Genomic DNA, 22,527 nt, shown 5'->3' on the forward strand with positions numbered 1-22,527 from the left:
GAGGGCAAATAACATGAAATTTAAGCAAATTATATACACCATAACTTTAGCTGTATTTATTGCCTCATGTAGCAATACCAAATATTTGCCCAAAGGCGAGTTGCTTTATGTGGGCGCAAAAATAAAGATAGAAGGAGACAGCGTTACCAAAAGAGAGAAATCTATTTTGGATGCAGAACTTGAGAGTATCTTAAGACCTCGCCCAAACTCTTCCATTTTAGGTTTACGCCCAAAATTATACATCTATAACATCACCAAAACAGACAAGAAAAAAGGATTGAAACATTACCTAAATACCAAGCTTGGGCAAGCCCCGGTTTATTTTTCTAAGGTAGATTTAGATTATAACGTAAAACTGATTGAGAACAGGTTGGATAACAGAGGTTATTTTAAAGGAAAAGCAATTGCAGATTCTACCTCCAAAAACAAAAGGGCAACGGCTATTTATACCGTTACACCAAATTTCCAATATAAAATAAGGAACGTAAAATACCCAACAGATTCTAGCAAATTAGGAAAAGCGATTACCGCTTTGAAGGAAAGCAGTTATTTTAAACCCGGCGAACCTTATGATTTGGATAAGATCAAGGCAGAAAGAACAAGGATAGATGCAAAATTGAAAGAACAAGGTTTTTTCTACTTTGGCCCAGATTATTTATTGGCGCAGGTAGATAGTACGGTTGGTAAACATCAGGTTGATATTATCCTTAAAGTTAAAAACCAAACTCCGCAGCAAGCGGCAAACGTATATACCATAGGCAATATTTATGTTTACCCAGATTATAGTTTAAGAAAAGATAGCGCACAAAAAAACTTGGATTCTGCCACGGTTTATAAAGATTTGATCATAGAGGACCCAAAGAAAAAATTTAAACCCCAAATTTTTGATAGGGCTTTACAGTTTAACAAAGGCGATATTTATAATAGGACCAACCATAACCTTTCTTTAAACAGATTGGTAAATGTGGGTGCTTTTAAATTTGTGAAAAACGAGTTTAAACCATCAGATTCTTTAAAAAGCGCTTTAGACGCTTATTATTATTTAACGCCTTTGCCCAAAAAATCCATCAGGTTAGAGCTTTTGGGAAAAACAAATTCTGCCAATTATACAGGTTCAGAAATTAACCTGAATTGGACAAATAGAAATGCTTTTAGGGGTGCAGAGCAACTTACCGTTACCGCTTTTGGTGGAATAGAGACCCAAGTTTCTGGGCAAAACAGCGGTTATAATGTTTTGCGTTTTGGTGGTGATGCAAGCTTAACCTGGCCAAAGTTCATCACTCCATTTGTTCATTTTAATTCGGTAGGGGCTTATACGCCAAAAACGGTGGCAACTTTAGGTTTCGAGTATCAGAACAGGGCTAAATTATATTCTTTAAATACTTTTAGAGGTTCTTTTGGTTATTTATGGAAAGAAAACACCAGAAAAGAGCACCAGTTAAAACTAACTGAAATTACTTACACCAACTCTTCTAACATTTCAGCAGAATACCAGGCACAGGCAGATACGGTGCCAAGTTTGCAAAGGGTAATTGATAAGCAATTGATCTTTGGCCCTTCTTATAGCTATACTTATACCACAACTGCCGAGGCACAAAGAAAAAACACCGTTTACTATAAAGGCCAAGTAGATTTGGCAGGTACCCTAGCAGGTTTAATTAATAAGGGAGATGTTTTAAATGGAGATACTTCAAGGATATTTCAAGTACCGTTTAGCCAATATGCTAAAGTAGAAAGCGATTTTAGGGATTATCTTAAGATTGGATATAAATCTACCATTGCAACTAGGATCATTGCTGGTATAGGTTTGCCTTATGGTAATTCTGGGCAATTGCCCTTTATCAAGCAATTTTTTATAGGCGGTACAAATAGTTTAAGGGGTTTTAGGGCAAGGTCCATTGGCCCCGGCACTTTCAAAGAAAACGTAGATGCGAGTTCTTTTTTGCCCGATCAATCCGGAGATATAAAATTAGAGCTAAACGCAGAATATCGTTATGATTTCACATCGATATTTAAAGGTGCAATATTTACAGATGCAGGTAATATCTGGTTATTAAATGCAGATGCGGGCAAACCCGGCGCAAAATTTAGCAATCAGTTTTTAAGTGAATTAGCTGTTGATGCAGGGGCCGGTTTAAGGTTAGATCTATCTTTCTTAATATTAAGATTAGATCTAGCGTTTCCGTTAAGGCAACCTTATTTGCCTAAAGGGGATAGATGGGTAATCAATGATATTAGATTTGGCGATAAAGCATGGAGAAAACAAAATTTAGTGTTTAATTTGGCAATCGGATATCCTTTTTAATTAACTTATTTACTTTCTTTTTTTAAATTTAAAATTGGCTCACCTTCTCGACAACCCTATTTATAACGCTTTAATTTCTAATCATACCCAATTTTCTGGTGCAATTGAAGGCCCAATGTTTTACCAAAGAGATATAGCTGCTTTTGCCGGGATGCAAACTTATGATGAACGTAGTTTTGCCAAGCTTTACCAACAATTACCAGAATTCTTTGTGTTATTTCATCCGGCAGAGTTAAATATTCCCCAACAATTTAAGCTTACCAGAAAGCTAGAAATGCGTCAGTTTGTTTATGATCATTCATTTTTGCCTAAAGGCGATGATTTACCGATCGTAGATTTGAAACAAGATGATGTACCAAAGATGATAGAACTGGTAAACCTTACCCAACCTGGCCCGTTTTTAATCAATACCATCGCCTTAGGTAATTACACAGGTATTTTTAAAGATGATAAATTGGTAGCCATGGCAGGTCATCGTTTTCATCCATTCAATTATGTAGAAGTTTCCGCCGTTTGTTGCCATCCAGATCATTTGGGGAAAGGCTATGCTCATGCAATCATCAGAGAGCAGATCAAAAGGATTTTAGCTTCAGGTAACATTCCGTTTTTACATGTAAAAAAAGATAATTATGGGGCTATTAAACTTTATGAGAAGCTGGGGTTTAAAGAAAGAACCAAAATGAATGCTTATGTGATAGAGAAAATCTAAGGAGTGATCAACCCTTAGAATTAAACCGTTTGTATCCAAAACTTTTTTATGGATGATCAATATAATTTTTTCTGTTTTAAAGCAAGAAACAATTTTTATTCTTGATAGCTTACAAATTGGATAAAGCAAACCCCTCCAACACAAATGGCAAAGCCCTTGATTGGGCATTTCTATATTCTTTAAGTTTACTTAATGTTGGTAAGCTACCAAAAGAAATGTTACCCTAATGACCGATTAAATTTCTCAAAAACACATTAATTATTAATTTTGTGAGCTTCATTAAAAAACTATAATGAGCGATCAAATCAAACACGAATGCGGTATCGCATTCATCAGATTGTTAAAACCACTATCATTTTACCAAAAAAAATACGGCACATCTCTTTATGGCCTAAACAAGCTGTACCTGTTGATGGAAAAACAGCATAACCGTGGGCAAGACGGTGCTGGTATCGCTACCATTAAATTAGATGTAAAACCCGGTAACCGATATATCAGCCGCCATCGGTCTATGGAGAAAAATGCCGTCCAGGATATTTTTTCTTATGTGATGCGCAAGTTTGCCGCTATAGAAAGTGAGCATCCAGAACTTCTGAAAAATGCCGATTGGCTAAAAGAAAACGTAAGTTTTACAGGCGAGGTTTTATTGGGGCATTTAAGATACGGTACGCATGGTAACAACAGTATAGAAGCCTGCCATCCGTTTTTGCGCCAAAATAATTGGATGACCCGTAACCTGATGATCGCTGGTAATTTTAACATGACCAACGTTGATGAGCTTTTACAGCAGTTATATGACCTTGGCCAACACCCAAAAGAAAGAGCAGATACGGTTACCGTTTTAGAGAAAATAGGCCACTTTTTAGATGATGAAAACCAGTTCTTGTTCAATAAATTTAAAAGAGAAGGTTATGATAATAATGAGATTTCCCAATTAATTGGCAATCATTTAAACGTGAACCGGATTTTACAAAAATCTGCAAAAACTTGGGATGGCGGTTATACCATAGCAGGTATTTTTGGCCATGGTGATGCCTTTGTTTTGAGAGACCCGGCAGGTATTAGGCCCGCATATTATTACCATGATGATGAAATTTTTGTAGCAGCATCTGAAAGGCCTGCCTTGCAAACCGCTTTCAATATAAAAATTGGGCAGGTTAAGGAAATAGAACCCGGTCATGCTTTGATCATAAAGAAAGATGGTACCATCTCTGATGAGGTGTTTAGGGAACCAGTAGAAAAGAAAGCTTGTTCTTTTGAGAGGATTTATTTTTCTAGAGGTAGCGATGCCGATATCTATAAAGAGCGCAAAAAATTAGGAAGGCTGCTTTGCCCTAAAATATTAGATCATGTTAACCATGATTTAGAACATACCGTATTTTCTTATATCCCAAACACCGCCGAAGTTTCTTTTTATGGACTGGTAGAGGGTTTACACGCTTACACCAAAAACACACAAAGAGATGCTTTGGTGCACAGTAGGGATAACCTAACAGATGAGGAACTAGACCGCATCTTGAGAATAACCCCACGGGTAGAAAAACTGGCCATAAAAGATGTGAAGATGCGTACTTTTATTACGCAAGATGCAGAACGTAGCGATATGGTTGCCCATGTTTACGATACCACCTACGGCCTGATAAAAAGAGATGTGGATACCTTGGTGGCCATGGATGATTCTATTGTACGTGGCACAACCTTAAAGCAAAGCATATTGAGGATTTTTGATCGCCTTGGTCCAGTAAAAATAGTTATTGTTTCTTCGGCACCACAAATACGTTACCCAGATTGTTACGGGATCGATATGAGTAGGATGGGAGAGTTTGTGGCCTTTGAGGCAGCGATCTCTTTATTGCGGGAACGTAAAATGGACGATTTAATCACTGCCGTTTATAACAAATGTAAAGACCAGGCCAATGCCCCAAAAGAGGAAGTAATCAATCATGTTAAAGAGATTTACGCTCCGTTTACACCAGAAGAAATCTCAGATAAGATTGCTCAGATCATTACCCCAAAAGAGATTTCCGCAAAAGTAGAAGTAATCTATCAAACTTTAGAGGGTTTACATGAAGCTTGTCCAAATCATTTGGGCGATTGGTATTTTTCTGGGGATTACCCAACACCCGGAGGAAACAAAGTGGTTAACCGAGCTTTTATGAACTGGATGGAAGGTAAGAACGCAAGAGCTTATTTATAATCAATTGGATAAATAGTTAGTTTTTTCTAAGCATTAGGTAATTAACATTTGTTTGGTGATAATTTTAGTATTAACCCAATATTATCACCAAACAAGTTCTTTGCTTTTGCATCTTGATACTTGGCTCTTAACTACTTTTTATTAAACAATCCGTTATTGTTGATCCATTCCAAACCGTAAGATTTATCATCTGTGGTAATGTCTAGATCGCCATCATTATCTACATCTTGTACCCTAACCCAGTTAATGTAATTTGCTGAAGCATCGCTATTTCCTGATAAGGCAGTTTTGCTAACATCCTCAAAGCTATTTCCGTTATTTTGCAATAACTGTAAATAATAACCTTTATAATAAGGTTGTGATCCTCCACCATCACCGGTACGGGTTAGCAATAAATCTATTTTGCCATCTTTGTTATAGTCTATAAAATCTATATCCAAAACAACTCCAAAACCCTCTACCTTGGGTAAGTTTGCCATTCTATCGGTAATATAATTACCACTGGCATTACCCAATAAAACCATGCTTTTTGCGCCCAATTGCTCGTTGCCTGCATTTACTAAATCTAAATACCCATCTCCGTTAATATCATATAGTTCAGATACAAAATACCTTTGGTTGTAAAATGAATTTGGGTAAATATCACTAGCGTAAGTGAAGTTGCCGTTACCATCATTTAGCATAAACTTACTGGTTGATTGGTTGGTGGTTACAAATAGGTCTATATCTCCATCGTTATCAATATCCCCAGCGGTTACAGAACCGTAATATTCCGGTTTTAATCCCAGATCCTTGGTTTCAAACTTCCCGTTTCTGTTCATCAAAATTTTGATCGTCTCGCCAGAGAAAGGGCTTTTGTCAAAACCTGTGCCGGCAATAACAACATCTAGCCAACCATCTTTATTCAAATCGGCAACTATTATTTTTTTAGCGTTTAACATTTTTGGCGCACCGCCAGTAAAAACGCTCTGGTCTTTATCAAACTGAAAGGTGTTATTCTTAAAATATTCCACATCAACACCAGAATTTCCGTAAGGGTTTGCGGCAGCGGCAATAATATCCATGTCGCCATCCTTATCAAAATCGGCGTAGGCCCTAGCTACGTAAGATTCTTTGGTATAACCAGTTTTAAAAATAGTAGTTGGTATGGCATAAGATAGATCAACGTATAAATTATTATTTACATAGTTTTGATAAGACGTTGTGGCGTTTATGTTTTCATTAGGGGTAATCCCGATTGAGATTACGCTAGGGAAATATTTTTGGGTAAGCTTGTAATTTTGCGCCAAAACAGTAAAAGCTATGCTTTTGGTTAAATCTATCGGTGTCTTATCGCTTATTAATTCTACATCCCCGATCTTCAACGTGGCTTTATCAGAGATTTTGAAAGAGGGGATCATACTGCTAAGGTTAATTCCCTTTGGCATTGCGATGTTTACATTTTGCCCCTCAATAGTTGCGCTGTAATCTTTATCTAAACTTGGGTTATTAACCTTTAAAAAGCTCAATTCTATTAATTGCTTTTCAGATGAGTATGGAGAAACCCCTGGTAATTGTTCTGTATTACAGGCCGTGACCAAAACGGCCATCATAAAATATAAAAAGTAAAATTGCTTTTTCATTTTGGGTAATTTTTTGTGCTTAATGGATGATATAAATTTTATTGTTGGGTGTTTGTACGATGATCCTGTTGATTTGGTTACCTCGATAATTTCCGACACAAAGATTGATTATCGGTTAGCTGGGCAACCGTTAATTGCCTTTTGCCCCTGCTTATTATTTTCTCCACAAGTTTCTATATATGCGGGCAAAAGCGTATTTTTACGGGTAAGACTTAAATAGAAAATGAGCGAAGAAAAAGAAGACAAATCAAATTATTCTGCCGATAATATACAGGTTTTAGAAGGTTTAGAGGCAGTACGTAAACGCCCTGCCATGTACATTGGCGATACAGGTTTTAAAGGTTTACATCACTTGGTTTATGAAGTTGTTGATAACTCTATTGATGAGGCCTTAGCAGGTTATTGTACGGATATATTCGTAACCATACATAAAAATAATTCAATTACCGTAAAAGATAACGGGCGTGGTATCCCAACGGCCATGCACACCAAAGAAAAACGATCTGCACTAGAGGTAGTGATGACGGTTTTACACGCCGGCGGTAAGTTTGATAAAGATACTTATAAGGTTTCTGGCGGTTTACACGGAGTTGGGGTAAGTTGCGTAAATGCACTATCTACGCTTTTGGTTGCCGAAGTCCATCGTGAAGGGAAAATATTTAAACAAGAATACTCTTGTGGCAAGCCATTATATCCCGTAAAGGAAATCGGCACCGCCACTGATAGCGGTACAATTGTAACATTTACCCCAGATGATTCTATTTTTACACAAACTACAGAATACAAGTTTGATACCTTGGCAGGCAGGTTAAGAGAGTTGGCTTATTTGAACAAAGGTATCAAATTAACCTTAACGGATGAGCGTGAGACCAACGATGATGGCTCTTATCTTTCAGAGTTTTTTTATAGCGAAGGTGGGTTGAAAGAGTTTGTAAGATATTTAGATGATACACGCACTCCTTTAATCCCAGAAGCAATCTACATTGAGGGCGAAAAAAATGGAATACCGGTTGAGCTAGCTTTTACCTACAACAATTCTTATAGCGAGAATGTACATTCTTATGTAAATAACATCAACACCATTGAAGGCGGTACACATATTGCCGGATTTAGGCGTGGTTTAACCCGTACCTTAAAATCTTATGCAGATAAATCTGGCTTATTAAAAAATCTTAAGATAGAGATCACGGGAGACGATTTTAGAGAAGGTTTAACTGCGGTTATATCCGTAAAGGTACAAGAACCACAATTTGAAGGGCAAACCAAAACTAAGTTAGGAAACAACGAAGTTACCGGAGCCGTTGATATTGCGGTTGGAGAAGCCTTAGGTAACTTTTTAGAAGAAAACCCAAAAGAAGCAAAGCTGATAGTTGGCAAGGTGATACTTGCTGCAACAGCAAGGGCGGCCGCCCGTAAGGCCAGGGAAATGGTACAGCGTAAAAACGTGATGGGCGGTTCTGGCTTACCGGGGAAATTGGCCGATTGTGCCAACAAAGATCCTTACGCTTGCGAGCTTTACCTTGTGGAGGGAGACTCGGCAGGTGGCACTGCAAAACAAGGCCGTAATCGCGATTTTCAAGCTATATTGCCTTTAAAAGGTAAAATCTTGAACGTAGAAAAAGCCATGGAACATAAAATCTACGAAAACGATGAGATAAAAAATATATTTACCGCATTGGGCGTAAGTATCGGTACGCAGGAAGATGATAAAGCTTTAAATCTTGATAAATTAAGGTATCATAAAATCATCATCATGACGGATGCGGATATTGATGGTTCCCACATTACAACTTTAATCTTAACTTTCTTTTTTAGGTATATGAAAGATTTGATCGAGTTTGGTAACGTTTATATCGCCGCACCTCCTTTGTATCAAGTTAAAAAAGGTAAAGATTTTGAATATTGCTGGAACGATGCTCAACGTGATACCGCCATACAACGTTTAAAAGGTGCAGGGAAAGAAGATAGCGTACATGTACAACGTTATAAAGGTTTGGGGGAGATGAATGCAGAACAATTATGGGAAACAACCCTAAACCCAGAAACCCGGACATTAAAACAAGTTACCATAGATAATGCTGCAGAATCTGATCATATTTTTTCTATGTTGATGGGCGATGAAGTTGCCCCTCGTAGAGAGTTTATAGAGAAAAATGCAAAATATGCCAAGATTGATGTTTAGGTAAACATTTCGATCGCATAAATCAAAAGTCAATCTTTTAATTAAGGTTGGCTTTTTTTGTTTTCAATGGTATAACATTTATCATCAACAAAAAAAGCCATTTCCCTTATCAGAAAATGGCTTTTAAATAAAATCTATTTAGATTAGATAGATTTGATGATATCCCTTAATCCTAAATCTTTGATAATCGCTCTGTATCTTTCAATGTCCTTTTTGTAAAGGTAAGCCAACAAGGCTCTTCTTTTACCCACCAGTTTTTGTAAAGACAATTGAGTGCCAAAATCTTTTCTGTTTTGTTTTAAATGTTCTGTTAGGTGTGCAATCCTATAAGTGAATAATGCAACCTGGCCTTCGGCAGAACCGGTGTTTGTTTCAGCACCTCCGTGTTTTGCGAAGATTTCTTTCTTCTTTTCTGTACTTAAATACATTCTTGAATAATATTAAAGTGTTAAATAAATAATTAATAAGGCTGCAAAAGTACAATTATTATTTATTAATCAAAAGTATTTATTTGGCAAAGTTATCTATATCCAATGTCCAATCATAAGGGCCGTAGGTAATTTTAGGGTCACTATTCTCTGGTATTAATTTAAAATCTTTTAAGATAGTTTTCTGACCAGATTTTCCGCCAAAGTCTCCCCTAAAATAACTCATTAACACGCTGCTTTCCACCTGGTTTTTCTCTTTATAGTATTTTGTATGATCTGTTAAATAAGCTTTGGCGGCATTTTCTAATTGATCGTATAAGCCGTCTGGTTTATAAACCCTCACAGGCGGGCAACTTTTTGCACCACAATTAATGGTAAAATGGATACGGAAATCCCTATCATCTACCCTTAAATGACGTTCAAAGGCAGAAGGTAAAATTTTACGTATATATCCTAAGCCAAATTTATACTGTGATTTACGTATCATCCCATTTTCTATATCGTCAAAGCTTAAAGTATGGCCAGCAATCTTTACTTGTTTTTTAGCAAAAAAAGCGTTCCTATCTTTATACTGGCTTTTATCTTTCTTTAAAATGGCAATGATATACCCATTGTAAACATTGATCCAAAACGATTTTCTATTGGCATCATCAGGTAAACCTTTTCGTAAATCCTCCTCACTTACGTTGGCAAACTTATCCTGGATATCTTTAACAGATCTACCGGCCTTTAGATCCTCTACCATTTTCTCTGATAAATCGTTATACATAGTAGATTTCACATCTGCATTTTTAGGCTTTTGTGGTTTCTTAATCCCACAGCTTGCAGCAAATATAGAGATGAAGGTAATCAGCGTTAAAGTTTTCATTTTTGTTATGTTCATGATTTTTATTTTAAATCTTATTTTATTTAAAAGACGTAATTTATGTTAGTTTAGATTTTTAATTGATTGATTTATCGATAATTTTTTTTCTTTAAATTAATCTACTTTACAAGATTTATGTTTTTAACCGTTATCATACCAACCTTTAATGAAAGTGAAAATATTCAAGAACTGTTACTCCATTTACAAGAAATAAGCCACAGAAATATAGAAATAATTGTGAGCGATGGAGGCAGCACAGATGGGACCCAAAAGCTTATAGAGCAACATCAAAACGTGATTCTTTTAAATTCCCAAGAAAAAGGGAGGGCAAAACAAATGAACGCCGCTGCAAAAGTAGCAAAAGGCGATGTCCTTTATTTTGTACATGCCGATACCTTGCCACCCAAATCTTTTTATGAAGATATAAAGTATTGTTTAGCAGAGGGTTTCCCGATTGGTTGCTATCGTTTTAAGTTTAATTCTGATAAAAGGATATTAAAGGTTAACGCATATTTTACCCGTTTTGATAGGCTAATGTGCAGGGGCGGCGATCAATCATTATTTATTACCAGAAAATTATTTGATGAACTAAACGGTTATTGTGAAAACCATAAAGTAATGGAAGATTACGATATTATTAGGAGGGCCAGAAAAAAGCATCCATTTAAGATTATCCCAAAAGACGTAATCGTTTCTGCCAGAAAATATGACTATAACAGCTATCTTAAAGTCAATTACGCAAATTTTGTTGCTTTTATGATGTTTTATGCAAAGGTAGATCACGATAAAATCATCAAATTTTATAGAAAAACGTTAAACCATAAAAATAGCGAGCTGAAATATTGATTTATGAAAAAGAAAATTTGTGGCATTCAGCAGGTGGGCATAGGTTATGGCAACATCAAAGAATCTTGGAGGTGGTATCGTAAATATTTTGGGATGAATGTCCCCGTTTTTGAGGATACCGCCGAGGCAGCTTTAATGTACCAATATACCGGGAACAAAGTTCATCAGCGTTATGCCATATTGGCCATGAATATGCAGGGAGGAGGAGGTTTTGAACTTTGGCAGTTTAAAGACCGTAAGCCGGTTGATAATTACAACCCGATAAAAATCGGGGATTATGGCATCAACATCGTTAAAATAAAAACTAAGGATATTTCTAAAACGTATCATTTCTATCAATCTGAAGGGCTTGATCTAAAAACAGGGATTGTTAAATCGCCAGAAGGGAAACTCCATTTTTATTTGATGGATCCTTACCAGAATTTATTTGAGATCGTAGAAAGCGATAACTGGTTTTCTGTAAATGACGATTTAACAGGGGGAACTTGTGGGATAACCATTGGTGTTTCTGATATTGATGTTTCTTTAAAATTGTATAAAGATATTTTAGACTATGATGTGATAGTTTATGATAAAACAGAAAGTTTTGAAGATTTAGGATCGTTAAATAAAGGCGATACTGATTTTAGAAGAGTTTTATTGAGGCACTCTAAAGAAAATACAGGAGGGTTTAGTAAACTATTTGGGCATACAGAAATTGAGCTGATAGAGAGAAAAGATAAAGCCGGGACTAAAATATACCAAAATAGGTTTTGGGGAGATACAGGCTATATACACGTTTGTTTTGATGTTATCGGGATGAATTTGTTGAAGGAAGAATGTGCCCTTGCCGGATTTGATTTTACCGTTGATAGCCAAAACAGTTTTGATATGGGTAAAGCGGCAGGTCATTTTTCTTATATCGAAGACCCAGATGGCACTCTGATAGAATTTGTGGAAACCCATAAAGTACCGATCTTAAAGAAATGGGGTATATATCTAAACATGAAAAGAAGAAATAGGGACAAAAATTTGCCAGATTGGATGGTAAAATTATTGGGCTTAACCAAGGTTAAAGACTGATTTGGGCTGAAAGCATAAAGCCAAATGCTTAAAGCAAAGAAGTTAGCGCAATAATTACAACAGATTTATCAATACCTTAATTTCTGTTCTAAGTTTGATAAGTTCGGGCATTTTTTTACTAACCAAAAAACCTTGAAATGATAATTTTTTATAATCAGATCTTGTAATATAAAAGATTATGATCATTAGCGCCATCCACTTTAAACCAAAAAAGCAATAGGTAATAAACAAAATAATTGGAACATAAATAATGTAAACAAACATTCCAAAGATCATCCTTACAGCGCCTTTAAATTGCAATTGTTTAATTTTCTTATCTATCAAACCAGAGATCAAGGTTGTTGGCAAATAATGTATCGCTTCCCCCAAATAATAAAACGGTATTGATAAAAAAACAAAGAATTTATTTGTTTTATTGTACATAACCATCATTTCATCGCTAATTTTAAGGGCGTTTATTTGGGCAAAATAGAAAGCGGTCTTAATTTTCAATTCATTAAATCGCTCAATGTCTTGCTCTTTGATCTCGTTTAATCTTTCAATTAATTTTAGTTGTGAAGAAACAAAACCAACTTTTAGATCGGTTAGGTTAATTTCTAATGCTTGTTCATAAAACCTGTCCTCGCCTTCAGGTATTATCAACATATCGTTACTGATGCCTTCAATAGTTTTGGATAATAAAACTTTAGAAAAGGATATATAATCGTTTTGGGTTTGTTCTTTAATAATTTGAATAGCTATTGGCTTTTGAAACTTTAAAGATACTTGGGAATAAAATTCTAAAGGTTTAGAGTAATTGATGGTTACAGGTAAAACCTGCAAATCTGTTTTTTTACAAGCAAAGGCCATTTGTAAAAACCCGGCCTTAAAAGTTCTCAAACGTTTCTCTACCACGCAATTCCCTTCCGGGAAAATTAAAATCGCACCGTTATTCTCTAAAATACTTTGGCACTTATCAAAAATCGCATCGTTGTTTTTAAGCACTTCCCTGCCGTCCCTGATCCTATAAACGGGCATCATATTTATTTTACCTAAAAACCATTTTTTAAAAGGTGTATTAAAAGCATCGGCCCTGGCCAAAAAATGAAGTTTTCTTTTAAATATCACGGCCATTAAAATAGCGTCCATAAATGAATTTCCGTGGTTGGCACAAATAATCAAAGGTTTACTTGGGCTTACGTTTTCATAATCATAAACCTTTATTTTTTTGAAATAAAGCTTGCAGGTAATTTTTAAAAGATGGTAAAAGAAAAAATACGTCATATATTAGGGCTTAAAGCTAACATTCTTTTAATTTTATATTGCTAAAAATTAATGGTTATTGATGAAAAAAGAGGCTATCAAAACATATTTTAAACAGAATTTTAAACTTGATCAAGAGAAAAGAGATTACCTAAAAATTCATGCTAAACGTTTTGAAACTGTTTTAAACATCTTAGGCCACCAAGAATTTAACGCCATCTTAGATATTGGCCCTTCTTTTTTGAGCGAATTGTTGTTTCAAAAATTTGGCAATAGGTTAACGCTGTTAGGCTTTGATGGGGAAGAAAGCGAGGGTGGGCATTTACCCAGTTCTTCTATTTTGAACAAAACAAAACTCATCAAACAAGATCTTAATTTTTTTGGGCCCAAGGCCGATGTTTTTAAAACCTATGATCTGATTGTTTGTGCCGAAGTGATGGAGCATCTTTATACTTCCCCATTTCAATTATTTGATAGTTTGAGCAGCCTGTTAAACAAGAACGGTCTATTGATTATCCAAACGCCAAATGCCGTGGCTTTAAGAAAACGCTTGGCTATGCTTTTCGGGAATAATCCTTTTGAGATACCACGGCAAAACTTGCAAAACCCAGGGCATTTTAGAGAATACACGGCTAAAGAATTGATCAACTTTGGAGAATACGGGGGTTTAGAAATAAACAGAATTATTTACGATGAATATTTTGAATATCCATCAGTTTTATCAAAATTTTACCGTTCCTTTAAAGCCATCATCCCCAAAAAAATGAAAAGCGGTATCACCATTGTATATAAGAAACCATGATCCCAACTTACAGCAGATTTAAAACAGAACATAAAGTTAGGCCCGATGATATCGATATGTTTAACCATGTGCACAACAGCAAATATTTTGATTATGTGCTAAATGCCCGTTATGAGCAAATGGAGCTTTTTTACGGCATGAGCATGGAAAAATTTTTGGAGATGGGTTTTGGCTGGGTGGTAAAAACTGTAATGATAGATTATAAAAGGCCATTGGGCTTAGGCGATTTTTTTATTGTTGAAACCGGTATTCAAAGCATCAACAGGAAAGGTTGCCGTGTTACTTTTGAGATTACCAGTAAGAAAACAAAAAAAACCAATACAGATGGCTGGTTTGATTTTGTGATGATTGATCTTAAAACCGGTAGAGGGGTAGAAGTGACCGAAGAAATGGTTAAACTTTACAGTATCTGATCAAATAAATATTTAACCTGGGCAAGGGTTTTAACGCTGCTATTTGGCTTAGCGGTGGAAGCGGCATCTTTTTTACCGCCAATTGGCGGTAAAAAAATATAGCGGACGACGCGACCCAGCTTTTTTTCTAAGCTGGGGAAGCCCCAAATTAATTTCGGTAAGCTTTTTGATAAAATTATTTAAAAACCAATTATGGAAAACCCTAAAGGCCCAAAAGACTTAAAGAATAATGCAGGCGATGTGAAAATAACTAATGTCGATGATAAAACTGTAAATAAAAAAACAGAAAATGTGCATGAAGCCACCAATAAAGAAGAGTGGGCGCATGATGTTAACGAGCAGTTTGGTGATGATTTTATTTTACCAGAAGATGAGGACGATGTGAGAAATTAATTCAGATCTTTATAAAATATCACTGCTTCTTTACCCTCGCTAATGGTGTAAAAGTGTTTGGCATCTTTTGTAAAACCTATCGCTTCGCCTTGTGGCTCTGGTTTGTAAGGTATTATTTTATAAGGTTTTTTGATACAATCTATAAAACTTTCATTAGTTTTTCTGTTCCAATAAAATATATTACCATAAGATTTAATTAAAACCTGGGTCCCGTCTCTAGAAATATCCCCGGCAGTAATCCATTTTAAATGGATAACTCCCGGAAAAAACAAAGTTGCTTCTTTTTTTAATGTGGTAGGTTTATTAGGTGGGGTATCTATTGCTGCAGAATAAACTTTTACGCTATCCTCTCTTTTAGAAACGATATAGATTTTTTTATCCAGTGGGTCAATCATCAAGCATTCTGCATCTTTTGGCCCATCTGGATATTTCAATTTTATTTCTTTTGCATTTTTGATATCGATTTTATCTTTGGTCTTATGCGTATTTGGCTCTTCAAATTTATACAAGCTGATGTACTCACGTTTAGCTTTATTATCGCCAATATCTCCTACAAATATTTCTGGTTTACCATTTTTCGCATGGTATAATGCAATGTCCTCACAATCTTTAACGTCTTTATGGTAATCTATCGTAGTTATTTTTTCTCCTTTATTATTGATGAGGTAAACATAACTTTTGTCGCCGCTATCATTATGCACCCACAAAAGATCATCGCTTTTAGTAGAAACAACCAATCCCGAAAGCTCGTTGATGTTTTTATCTTGAAGATGATATTCTTGTGCGTAAGAAAAGGTTGCGGCAAAAATGGAAACGATAAAAAATAGATATTTCATAATTAAGGGATTAATTTTATTCTGTTAACTTAAAGCACCTAACACCAAATTTGTTTAAAAATTCTACGCCTTCATCATTTGGTAAACCTTTGTATTCTGCATAAGAATGTCTAAACATCACCTCTTTTATCCCCGAAGAGAGGATCAGCCTTGCACAAGCGATACAGGGAGACAAGGTGGTGTACAAAGTTGCGCCCTGTATTTGTGTGCCGTTTTTTATACCATATAAAATAGCGTTTTCCTCGGCGTGTAACGCCAGAGAACAACTGTTTCTAGAATCTCTTGGGCATCCTTTTTCTGGCCATTCCTCGTCGCAATTATGGGTGTTTGCAGGTGGGCCGTTGTAGCCAATAGAAATTATACGGGTATCTTTTGTTAAAACTGCGCCCACTTGGTTTTTTACGCAATGAGAGCGTTTGGCCAAATCAGCGGCCAAATTCATGTATATCTGGTTAAAACTCAAATTCATGTGATAACATTATTTTCTGATGTTGCGCAAAGTAACCTATAAAAATCAATATTAAAATCTCTAACATTTAAAATTTATCATTTCGATGATTGATAGAAACATCCCTCAAATTTCTACGTTTTAAATAAATATCTATGTTTTTGCTTCTTAAAATTGCATATTCGCAATGAAGGGATACCAATAAATTATACATGCTAGAACTTATAGTTTCGGGAATTGGATTAGGGATTGTGTTGTCTTTCTTAACAGGCCCCGTATTTTTTGCCCTTATTAAAACAAGTATAGAAAAAGGATTTTACGCTGGGGTTGCACTTGCAAGTGGGGTGGTAATCAGTGATTTTATATACATGACCATTACCCTTTTTGGTACCTCGCTATTAAGTTTTGAGAGTACCTACCGTATGCCAATTGGCATTTTGGGAAGTGCCATTTTATTGGGTATTGGTTTTTACTACTTATTCAAAAAAATAAAGATAAACTATAAAGATGAGCCATCTAGGCTAAAGCATGCCGGTTATTTTTTTAAAGGGTTTTTCATGTGCATTTTTAATCCTTTTATCCTTTTGTACTGGATCAGTGTTTCTAGCGGCGTATATTCTGTATATGGCGAACTTACCAGCAAACAAATAATCCCTTTTTTTGGTGCTATATTGATTACTCTTTTTTCTATGGATAGCCTAAAAGCTTACCTAGCCCACAAAATGAGATATAAGATAAAAGAGAGGAGCTTGCAAAACCTAAATAAGATCGCAGGTATTATCATCATTATTTTTGCGCTAAAGCTGATTTACAACCTTATTTTTACGCATACGCTGATATAGATATATCTATAACTATTGCCTTTTGTTTGAAAAGCTCAATAGATATTCTTTACAGCGATAATTTAAGAAGTTGGGAAATTTGTTATTGTGGCTAACATCTTCTTTTGATCCAGCAAAGCCGATTGATAATTTTCGCTTTTTCCGTTGATGAACAAACAGGTTTTATCTTTTATCAGGTTGATCACTTTCTCGTTAAGTTCTGGTGGTACGGCAGGGCAGCCAAAGCTTCTTCCTAATCTACCTGTTTGTTTGATAAAGTTTTCGCTTACGTAATCTGCCCCATGCACTACAATGGCTCTTTCTCTTGCCAAGTCATTGATCCCCTTGTCTTGTCCATCTAATTTTAGAGATAAGCCATGTTTCCCAAAATAGGTTTCATTGGTTATAAAAAAACCTAGGCTGCTTTTATGCGATTCTGCTTGGTTAGAAAACTCGGTAGCCAAATCATAACCGCTTCCTTGCCCATGCGCTACATAAGTGTTCAATAAAAGTTCTTTATTCTGTAAATCTACGATCCACATTCTTTTAGAAGTACTTGCTTGGTTAAAATCAATTACGGTTAAAATCTGCTTATCTTCATTTAAGGCATGGCTATTTTTTAAATTTAAAAAACCGATCAGTGCTTTTTCAAATACCGGCAAGGCTAAATTAGCCTCTTTTAAGCCTGCTTTTTCATAAATATCTGTAACGTAATTAGAAAACAGGATGTCTTTATGAAGAATGGTGCCAGTAGAATCTAACTGCGTGATTTCGTCTTTCGATATACCTAAAATGGGATCCTTAGCGGTTTTCCAACTGATGTTTAAAAAGGTAAATAATAGGATAATGCTTAAAACGCTAGTAATGGAATAAACTTTTAATCTTTTTTTTCTTTTGAACATAAAATTTGTTTTAAAAGGGTAGAAGATGGGTTGTTTGTTTATAAATACGATAAAATAGGATTAGTAACCTTCTAAACCTTTATCATGACATAAATCAAACATCCCTAAAAAATTTAATGAATTTGGTTACTAATTCTTTATTCTTAAAAAGAGAGGTAAGGGTTGATGATGATCGATGTTTATTCCTTCGTAGATGGATTTTAGAACATCAAAAATTTTGTTTAAAACGATGTGTATTAAAGTCATAAGAAGAGCTGTTATTTAAACCTTTTTATTATACGTTTAAAATCGGCCTTTATTATAAACTTAAAAATGGATCTTCAGATCATCATGGTGATGATTTTTTGTTCCTTCTTCTCTGTTCTTCCTTTTAGAGAACAAAGCCAGAAAAAAAGCTATCAAGCTCAATTCTAGCAGGATAGTTCTAACTAAAAGAGAGCAACCAAATGAAGCGATCACATTGATTAACGATCCTATCAATAAAGTAAAGATTAAAGCCCTGTATCGGTACATAAAATTAAATTTAACTTTATACTCTACGATAGCTGTCTTAGAAGGTTACATCAATTTAATTTTTGATCTAAATAGATTTTTCAAAACTCAAAATAACTGCCCTAAAATTATAGTTTCTATGATTTATAAATAAAAAAAGGTAAAAAAAAGGACATATTTTTGCCTTCGTTTACCTTTTAATTTCGATGCTTATAAAGTTTCTCTAATTTGTGGTCAATAGATTTTTCCAACTTACTAGATTACCAATTATCTGCTGTAAATCTGCAATGGCAACCCTTTCTTGCTCCATACTATCGCGATGGCGTATGGTAACCGTGTTGTTATCTAATGTTTCATAATCTACGGTAATGCAAAAAGGAGTACCAATGGCATCTTGCCGGCGATAGCGTTTGCCGATAGAATCTTTCTCGTCATAAGCCATGTTAAAGTCAAGCTTTAGTTGATCCATAATTTCACGGGCTTTTTCTGGTAATCCGTCTTTTTTGGTTAAAGGTAAAACAGCCGCTTTGTACGGCGATAATGCAGGGTGTAGTTTCAAAACAGACCGAGAATCTTGCTTTTCATCTGTGCTTAAATCTTGCTCTTCAAAAGCGTTAATCAAGGTTACTAGAAAGAAACGATCTAAACCAATAGAGGTTTCTATTACATAAGGCACATAATTGCCATAAGGCTTATTGGTTTGGGGGTTTACTTCTGCATCAAAATATTGCATTTTTTTGCCAGAAAATTCTTGGTGCTGGCTCAGATCAAAATCTGTTCTTGAGTGTATGCCCTCAACTTCTTTAAAACCAAAAGGGAATTCATACTCAATATCTACGGCGGCATTGGCATAATGCGCCAATTTTGCATGATCATGAAATTTATAGTTGGAAGGCTCTGTGCCTAAAGCCAAATGCCATTTTAAACGCGTTTCTTTCCATTTGTTATACCATTCCATTTCTGTACCGGGGCGAACAAAGAATTGCATTTCCATTTGTTCAAACTCACGCATACGCATAATAAACTGGCGGGCAATCACTTCATTTCTAAAAGCCTTGCCAATTTGTGCAATCCCGAAGGGGATTTTCATCCTGCCAGATTTTTGAACGTTTAAAAAGTTAACAAAAATACCCTGGGCCGTCTCTGGGCGTAGGTAAACTTCTTCGGCACCTTCTGCCATGGCACCAAACTGGGTGGCAAACATCAAATTAAATTGGCGTACATCTGTCCAGTTACAGGTTTTAGAAATTGGGCATTGTATCTTGTGCTCTTCTATCAATTCTTTTAACCGTGGCAAATCTTCCGCTTTAAGCGCATTATCCATTTCTGTTTGTAGGCTTTCGGCTTTTTGTACCTCTCCTTCCGTTTCATAAGCAGAAATCTTTTCTTCTAATAATTGATCTGCCCGGTAGCGTTTGTTAGAATCTTTGTTATCGATCATAGGATCGTTAAATCCGTCCACATGGCCGCTGGCTTTCCAAGTTTTTGGGTGCATAAATATCGCTGCATCAATGCCCACTATATTCTCGTTCATCTGTACCATGGCTTTCCACCAATAAGTTTTGATGTTGTTCTTAAGTTCGGAACCTAGTTGCCCATAGTCATAAACGGCACTTAAACCGTCATATATTTCGCTGCTTTGGAAAACAAAACCGTATTCTTTAGCGTGGGAGATTACATTTTTGAAAATTTCTTCGTTATTATTTGCCATGATGCTGCAAATATAGCATAGAGTTGAATGTTTGCTAAAAAATGAGGATTTATTTTAAAGAAAATAGTTGATTAAAAAGAAGTCCTTGTTCCAGAACTGATGCTTATCATGCGGCTTAAACCGTTGTAAAAACCTATGTCATAACCTTGAAAATCAATACCTATATCAACAGAAGTTTTATTGAAACCAAAGAACTCGTCATTGCTTAAAGATGTGCTTACGCTAAAGCAATCGGTATAGGTAAAATCGCTAGATTTTGGATTGAGAGGGAAAACCCAACTTAATCTATTGCTTAAAGATTGCGATGCCGTTAATGGGTTTTTACCTATTCTTTTAATTTCCATTTCTGTAGATGGCCCTGCAAATAAAGATAGCCTGGCCCCTTTGTTAACAGGAGATTTTATGAAAACGGCATTAATTTGCGGACCTGCATATAAATGGTTTGCTATCTTTTTGTTATAACCAAAATTTACGCCCATTAATGTTTTTATGCTGGTTGCAGACGATAAAGTAGCCACATTGATGTCCAAACCTACAAATACGTATCCGCTTTTTTGATCAACCGTTTGGCCGTAAGAAGAATTAAACCCGAGAAAAAAAAAGAATAAAATAACCGGTTTTAGAAGGTAAAATCTTATTTTCATACAATAGATATTTGGCCATTGTACGTTAATGGGTTATGTTAGGTTATATAAAATGTTTTATTTTAATCTAATTTTCTGGCCTGCCTAAGGCCTTTCCCTTAAGGTAAAGTTGCTCTTCTTTCTCTGTCTTCTTTTTCTCTTCTAAAGTGATGGTTTCTTTGATCAGGTTTTTCATATCTGGTTGCCCGGCATCTACCCAGGCAGAGTACCAAAAACTCCCCACGTCTAAAATAGAGCTGCGCATTTGCCTTTCTACCATGCCATTCAATGCGTCGTGGTATGCTTTGGCGTATGCGATAGAATATTCTTTAATTACCCGGTTGTTGCGTTCGTTAAAAGTATATTTCCTATCGGCGGGGAAACTTTTGCTAAGGTTTTTTTCTATGGTAAGGGTAGAATCTAGCATTGTGTTGGTATGCTCCACAATGTCCCAAGCCTTATTTAAAGGATCATTGATGTATTTTGCCTTCCCTACAAAATAATCATAATCATCTGCAAAAAGTTCTGGCAACCTGCTTTCCCACAAACCATGTATGCCAACTTGGTTGGTCATTTGTCCGTTATAATTTTCTGATGTATGCAAAGGCACATGGGCATCTGCAATATAATGCCCCAGATTATCAGAATATTTTAGTATCAGAATAGAATCCCTATTTTTAAAGGCATAAACCAATTTGGTATAAGTTCTTTGTATTTGCCAAGGAACAATTCCGTAAGCATATAAAGTGTCTTCAGATAATTTTGCGGCCGCTTCTTTCCAATTTCTAGGGATTACCTTAAAAGGCTCTTTGCCGTAATGGTCTGCATCTAAATAATGTCTCGGGGCCTCTAAAGAATCGGCATAACGGCGTTTATCGGGATCAACCGCATGTTCTGTAATGTAATTGATGTTGCTTTTGTAAAAGCCTATCAAATCGCCCGGGAGGGTAAAAACCGCCAATCTATTGATCCTCATATGGGCAAAAAAGCCCCAAGAAGAAAAAAGCATTAAACAAGGTATTAAAAGCAATAAAAAGCAATTTCTAATTTTCATGTTATAAAATTAAACTAAGCTATTCATATATCGGACAAAAAAAGCATTAATTTTTTTTAATTTTCAATTTGTATTTAAAATTATTCAACCTATATTTGCATCCCCTAATAAAGGGATATTAATCAAAGGAATAAAAAGCTTACAATGGCAAATCATAAATCGGCATTAAAAAGAATCAGAGCTAACGCTACTAAACGTTTACGTAACAGGTATCAAGCAAAAACTACCAGAACTTTTATCAAAAGGTTGCGTAATGCGGTTTCTAAAGAAGAAGCAATTGCTTTATTGCCAAAAGTTACTTCTATGCTAGATCGCTTGGCAAAGAAAAATGTAATCCATAAAAATAAAGCAGCTAATAATAAGTCTAAACTTACTAAGTTCGTAAACTCTTTATAGGTTCTCAAAAACATTTTAAAAAAGCAGGATTCTTAAAAGTGTCCTGCTTTTTTTATTGCAAGAATTTGGACGTTTACGCCAGCCGGCGGATGGCTAACCACAATAGTAACGATGAAAAATCGGCGGTCGGTGTTCCTGTTTTTATGTAAAGTTATTATTTAAAACCAAGAACCCCCTA

At 35.6% G+C, this 22,527-nt stretch carries 22 protein-coding genes; 11 read left to right on the forward strand and 11 right to left on the reverse strand.

The genetic code is table 11. The features are described from left to right. Positions 1–13 precede the first annotated feature (13 nt). From tamL to I5M32_RS06735, 3 genes are all read left to right on the forward strand, one after another. Positions 14–2,305 (forward strand): translocation and assembly module lipoprotein TamL, encoded by a 2,292-nt coding sequence (gene tamL, locus I5M32_RS06725; RefSeq protein WP_200585431.1) that lies wholly within the window; start codon positions 14–16, stop codon positions 2,303–2,305. A gap of 34 nt (positions 2,306–2,339) precedes the next feature. Next, complete coding sequence (locus tag I5M32_RS06730) at positions 2,340–3,014, forward strand: GNAT family N-acetyltransferase (RefSeq protein WP_200585432.1); 675 nt, start codon at positions 2,340–2,342, stop codon at positions 3,012–3,014. A gap of 292 nt (positions 3,015–3,306) precedes the next feature. Next, on the forward strand, positions 3,307–5,211 hold the full coding sequence (locus I5M32_RS06735; protein WP_200585433.1) for an amidophosphoribosyltransferase: 1,905 nt from the start codon (positions 3,307–3,309) through the stop codon (positions 5,209–5,211). A gap of 131 nt (positions 5,212–5,342) precedes the next feature. Here I5M32_RS06735 and I5M32_RS06740 read toward each other — a convergent pair whose 3' ends face one another. Continuing rightward, positions 5,343–6,833 (reverse strand): FG-GAP repeat domain-containing protein, encoded by a 1,491-nt coding sequence (locus tag I5M32_RS06740; protein WP_200585434.1) that lies wholly within the window; start codon positions 6,831–6,833, stop codon positions 5,343–5,345. Positions 6,834–7,056: 223 nt separating this feature from the next. Here I5M32_RS06740 and gyrB point away from each other — a divergent pair, with 223 nt between their 5' ends. Continuing rightward, entirely contained in the window at positions 7,057–9,015 is a 1,959-nt protein-coding gene (gene gyrB / locus I5M32_RS06745) for a DNA topoisomerase (ATP-hydrolyzing) subunit B (protein WP_200585435.1), read from the forward strand. 143 nt (positions 9,016–9,158) lie between these two features. On the opposite strand, the gene rpsO is transcribed toward gyrB, so the two are convergent. After that, positions 9,159–9,443 carry a 30S ribosomal protein S15 gene (rpsO, locus tag I5M32_RS06750; protein WP_200585436.1) on the reverse strand — a complete coding sequence of 95 codons (285 nt, stop codon included), beginning with the start codon at positions 9,441–9,443 and terminating at the stop codon, positions 9,159–9,161. Positions 9,444–9,522: 79 nt separating this feature from the next. Then, on the reverse strand, positions 9,523–10,326 hold the full coding sequence (locus I5M32_RS06755; protein WP_234461885.1) for a DUF547 domain-containing protein: 804 nt from the start codon (positions 10,324–10,326) through the stop codon (positions 9,523–9,525). Positions 10,327–10,443: 117 nt separating this feature from the next. On the opposite strand from I5M32_RS06755, the gene I5M32_RS06760 reads away from it, so the two are divergent. Together I5M32_RS06760 and I5M32_RS06765 are read left to right on the forward strand one after the other, a co-directional pair. Then, the gene (locus tag I5M32_RS06760; protein ID WP_200585437.1) at positions 10,444–11,154 is read left to right on the forward strand and encodes a TIGR04283 family arsenosugar biosynthesis glycosyltransferase; all 711 of its coding nucleotides are present in this window, start codon (positions 10,444–10,446) and stop codon (positions 11,152–11,154) included. A gap of 3 nt (positions 11,155–11,157) precedes the next feature. Beyond that, positions 11,158–12,216, forward strand: a complete 1,059-nt coding sequence (locus I5M32_RS06765) for a VOC family protein (protein ID WP_200585438.1) — start codon at positions 11,158–11,160, stop codon at positions 12,214–12,216. Between the two features lie 54 nt (positions 12,217–12,270). On the opposite strand, the gene I5M32_RS06770 is transcribed toward I5M32_RS06765, so the two are convergent. Beyond that, positions 12,271–13,479, reverse strand: a complete 1,209-nt coding sequence (locus tag I5M32_RS06770) for a 1-acyl-sn-glycerol-3-phosphate acyltransferase (protein ID WP_200585439.1) — start codon at positions 13,477–13,479, stop codon at positions 12,271–12,273. Positions 13,480–13,540: 61 nt separating this feature from the next. Here I5M32_RS06770 and I5M32_RS06775 point away from each other — a divergent pair, with 61 nt between their 5' ends. The 3 genes from I5M32_RS06775 (at position 13,541) to I5M32_RS06785 (ending at position 15,066) form a co-directional block, all read left to right on the forward strand. Next, positions 13,541–14,260, forward strand: coding sequence for a methyltransferase domain-containing protein (locus I5M32_RS06775; RefSeq protein ID WP_200585440.1), 720 nt, complete (start codon positions 13,541–13,543; stop codon positions 14,258–14,260). Then, positions 14,257–14,673, forward strand: coding sequence for an acyl-CoA thioesterase (locus I5M32_RS06780; protein ID WP_200585441.1), 417 nt, complete (start codon positions 14,257–14,259; stop codon positions 14,671–14,673). The genes I5M32_RS06775 and I5M32_RS06780 overlap by 4 nt, the downstream gene beginning before the upstream one ends. Positions 14,674–14,865: 192 nt before the next feature. Next, on the forward strand, positions 14,866–15,066 hold the full coding sequence (locus tag I5M32_RS06785; protein ID WP_200585442.1) for a hypothetical protein: 201 nt from the start codon (positions 14,866–14,868) through the stop codon (positions 15,064–15,066). Here I5M32_RS06785 and I5M32_RS06790 read toward each other — a convergent pair. Together I5M32_RS06790 and I5M32_RS06795 are read right to left on the reverse strand one after the other, a co-directional pair. Further along, entirely contained in the window at positions 15,063–15,902 is an 840-nt protein-coding gene (locus I5M32_RS06790; RefSeq protein ID WP_200585443.1) for a hypothetical protein, read from the reverse strand. The genes I5M32_RS06785 and I5M32_RS06790 overlap by 4 nt on opposite strands. A 16-nt stretch (positions 15,903–15,918) precedes the next feature. After that, positions 15,919–16,371 carry a deoxycytidylate deaminase gene (locus I5M32_RS06795; protein WP_234461886.1) on the reverse strand — a complete coding sequence of 151 codons (453 nt, stop codon included), beginning with the start codon at positions 16,369–16,371 and terminating at the stop codon, positions 15,919–15,921. Positions 16,372–16,562: 191 nt separating this feature from the next. Between I5M32_RS06795 and I5M32_RS06800 the strand changes: the two genes are divergently transcribed. Next, positions 16,563–17,192 carry a LysE family translocator gene (locus tag I5M32_RS06800; protein ID WP_200585444.1) on the forward strand — a complete coding sequence of 210 codons (630 nt, stop codon included), beginning with the start codon at positions 16,563–16,565 and terminating at the stop codon, positions 17,190–17,192. A gap of 62 nt (positions 17,193–17,254) precedes the next feature. Here the strand turns inward: I5M32_RS06800 and I5M32_RS06805 are convergent, their stop codons facing one another. The 5 genes from I5M32_RS06805 to I5M32_RS06825 all read right to left on the reverse strand — a co-directional run bounded on the left by I5M32_RS06805 (position 17,255) and on the right by I5M32_RS06825 (position 21,953). Beyond that, positions 17,255–18,073 carry a murein L,D-transpeptidase catalytic domain family protein gene (locus tag I5M32_RS06805; protein ID WP_200585445.1) on the reverse strand — a complete coding sequence of 273 codons (819 nt, stop codon included), beginning with the start codon at positions 18,071–18,073 and terminating at the stop codon, positions 17,255–17,257. Between the two features lie 306 nt (positions 18,074–18,379). Then, positions 18,380–18,586: a hypothetical protein gene (locus I5M32_RS06810; RefSeq protein ID WP_200585446.1), complete on the reverse strand. Its 207-nt coding sequence runs from the start codon at positions 18,584–18,586 to the stop codon at positions 18,380–18,382. Positions 18,587–18,788: 202 nt separating this feature from the next. Then, positions 18,789–20,276, reverse strand: coding sequence for a glycine--tRNA ligase (locus I5M32_RS06815; protein ID WP_200585447.1), 1,488 nt, complete (start codon positions 20,274–20,276; stop codon positions 18,789–18,791). A 71-nt stretch (positions 20,277–20,347) separates the two neighbouring features. Continuing rightward, positions 20,348–20,920: a hypothetical protein gene (locus tag I5M32_RS06820; RefSeq protein ID WP_200585448.1), complete on the reverse strand. Its 573-nt coding sequence runs from the start codon at positions 20,918–20,920 to the stop codon at positions 20,348–20,350. Between the two features lie 67 nt (positions 20,921–20,987). Further along, positions 20,988–21,953 (reverse strand): zinc dependent phospholipase C family protein, encoded by a 966-nt coding sequence (locus I5M32_RS06825; RefSeq protein ID WP_234461887.1) that lies wholly within the window; start codon positions 21,951–21,953, stop codon positions 20,988–20,990. 144 nt (positions 21,954–22,097) lie between these two features. Here I5M32_RS06825 and rpsT point away from each other — a divergent pair, with 144 nt between their 5' ends. Continuing rightward, positions 22,098–22,349 carry a 30S ribosomal protein S20 gene (gene rpsT, locus I5M32_RS06830; RefSeq protein WP_200585449.1) on the forward strand — a complete coding sequence of 84 codons (252 nt, stop codon included), beginning with the start codon at positions 22,098–22,100 and terminating at the stop codon, positions 22,347–22,349. The last annotated feature ends 178 nt before the right edge of the window (positions 22,350–22,527 follow it).

The sequence above is a fragment of the Pedobacter segetis genome (genome assembly GCF_016623585.1).
GTDB lineage: Bacteria > Bacteroidota > Bacteroidia > Sphingobacteriales > Sphingobacteriaceae > Pseudopedobacter > Pseudopedobacter segetis.

Bases quoted from the DNA above. Each gene is read 5' to 3' on its own strand.
- tamL (WP_200585431.1), top strand. From the start codon at position 14: ATGAAATTTAAGCAAATTATATACACCATAACTTTAGCTGTATTTATT.
- I5M32_RS06735 (WP_200585433.1), top strand. From the start codon at position 3,307: ATGAGCGATCAAATCAAACACGAATGCGGTATCGCATTCATCAGATTG.
- I5M32_RS06740 (WP_200585434.1), bottom strand. From the start codon at position 6,833: ATGAAAAAGCAATTTTACTTTTTATATTTTATGATGGCCGTTTTGGTC.
- gyrB (WP_200585435.1), top strand. From the start codon at position 7,057: ATGAGCGAAGAAAAAGAAGACAAATCAAATTATTCTGCCGATAATATA.
- rpsO (WP_200585436.1), bottom strand. From the start codon at position 9,443: ATGTATTTAAGTACAGAAAAGAAGAAAGAAATCTTCGCAAAACACGGA.
- I5M32_RS06755 (WP_234461885.1), bottom strand. From the start codon at position 10,326: ATGAACATAACAAAAATGAAAACTTTAACGCTGATTACCTTCATCTCT.
- I5M32_RS06760 (WP_200585437.1), top strand. From the start codon at position 10,444: ATGTTTTTAACCGTTATCATACCAACCTTTAATGAAAGTGAAAATATT.
- I5M32_RS06765 (WP_200585438.1), top strand. From the start codon at position 11,158: ATGAAAAAGAAAATTTGTGGCATTCAGCAGGTGGGCATAGGTTATGGC.
- I5M32_RS06770 (WP_200585439.1), bottom strand. From the start codon at position 13,479: ATGACGTATTTTTTCTTTTACCATCTTTTAAAAATTACCTGCAAGCTT.
- I5M32_RS06775 (WP_200585440.1), top strand. From the start codon at position 13,541: ATGAAAAAAGAGGCTATCAAAACATATTTTAAACAGAATTTTAAACTT.
- I5M32_RS06780 (WP_200585441.1), top strand. From the start codon at position 14,257: ATGATCCCAACTTACAGCAGATTTAAAACAGAACATAAAGTTAGGCCC.
- I5M32_RS06785 (WP_200585442.1), top strand. From the start codon at position 14,866: ATGGAAAACCCTAAAGGCCCAAAAGACTTAAAGAATAATGCAGGCGAT.
- I5M32_RS06790 (WP_200585443.1), bottom strand. From the start codon at position 15,902: ATGAAATATCTATTTTTTATCGTTTCCATTTTTGCCGCAACCTTTTCT.
- I5M32_RS06795 (WP_234461886.1), bottom strand. From the start codon at position 16,371: ATGAATTTGAGTTTTAACCAGATATACATGAATTTGGCCGCTGATTTG.
- I5M32_RS06800 (WP_200585444.1), top strand. From the start codon at position 16,563: ATGCTAGAACTTATAGTTTCGGGAATTGGATTAGGGATTGTGTTGTCT.
- I5M32_RS06805 (WP_200585445.1), bottom strand. From the start codon at position 18,073: ATGTTCAAAAGAAAAAAAAGATTAAAAGTTTATTCCATTACTAGCGTT.
- I5M32_RS06810 (WP_200585446.1), bottom strand. From the start codon at position 18,586: ATGTACCGATACAGGGCTTTAATCTTTACTTTATTGATAGGATCGTTA.
- I5M32_RS06815 (WP_200585447.1), bottom strand. From the start codon at position 20,276: ATGGCAAATAATAACGAAGAAATTTTCAAAAATGTAATCTCCCACGCT.
- I5M32_RS06820 (WP_200585448.1), bottom strand. From the start codon at position 20,920: ATGAAAATAAGATTTTACCTTCTAAAACCGGTTATTTTATTCTTTTTT.
- I5M32_RS06825 (WP_234461887.1), bottom strand. From the start codon at position 21,953: ATGAAAATTAGAAATTGCTTTTTATTGCTTTTAATACCTTGTTTAATG.
- rpsT (WP_200585449.1), top strand. From the start codon at position 22,098: ATGGCAAATCATAAATCGGCATTAAAAAGAATCAGAGCTAACGCTACT.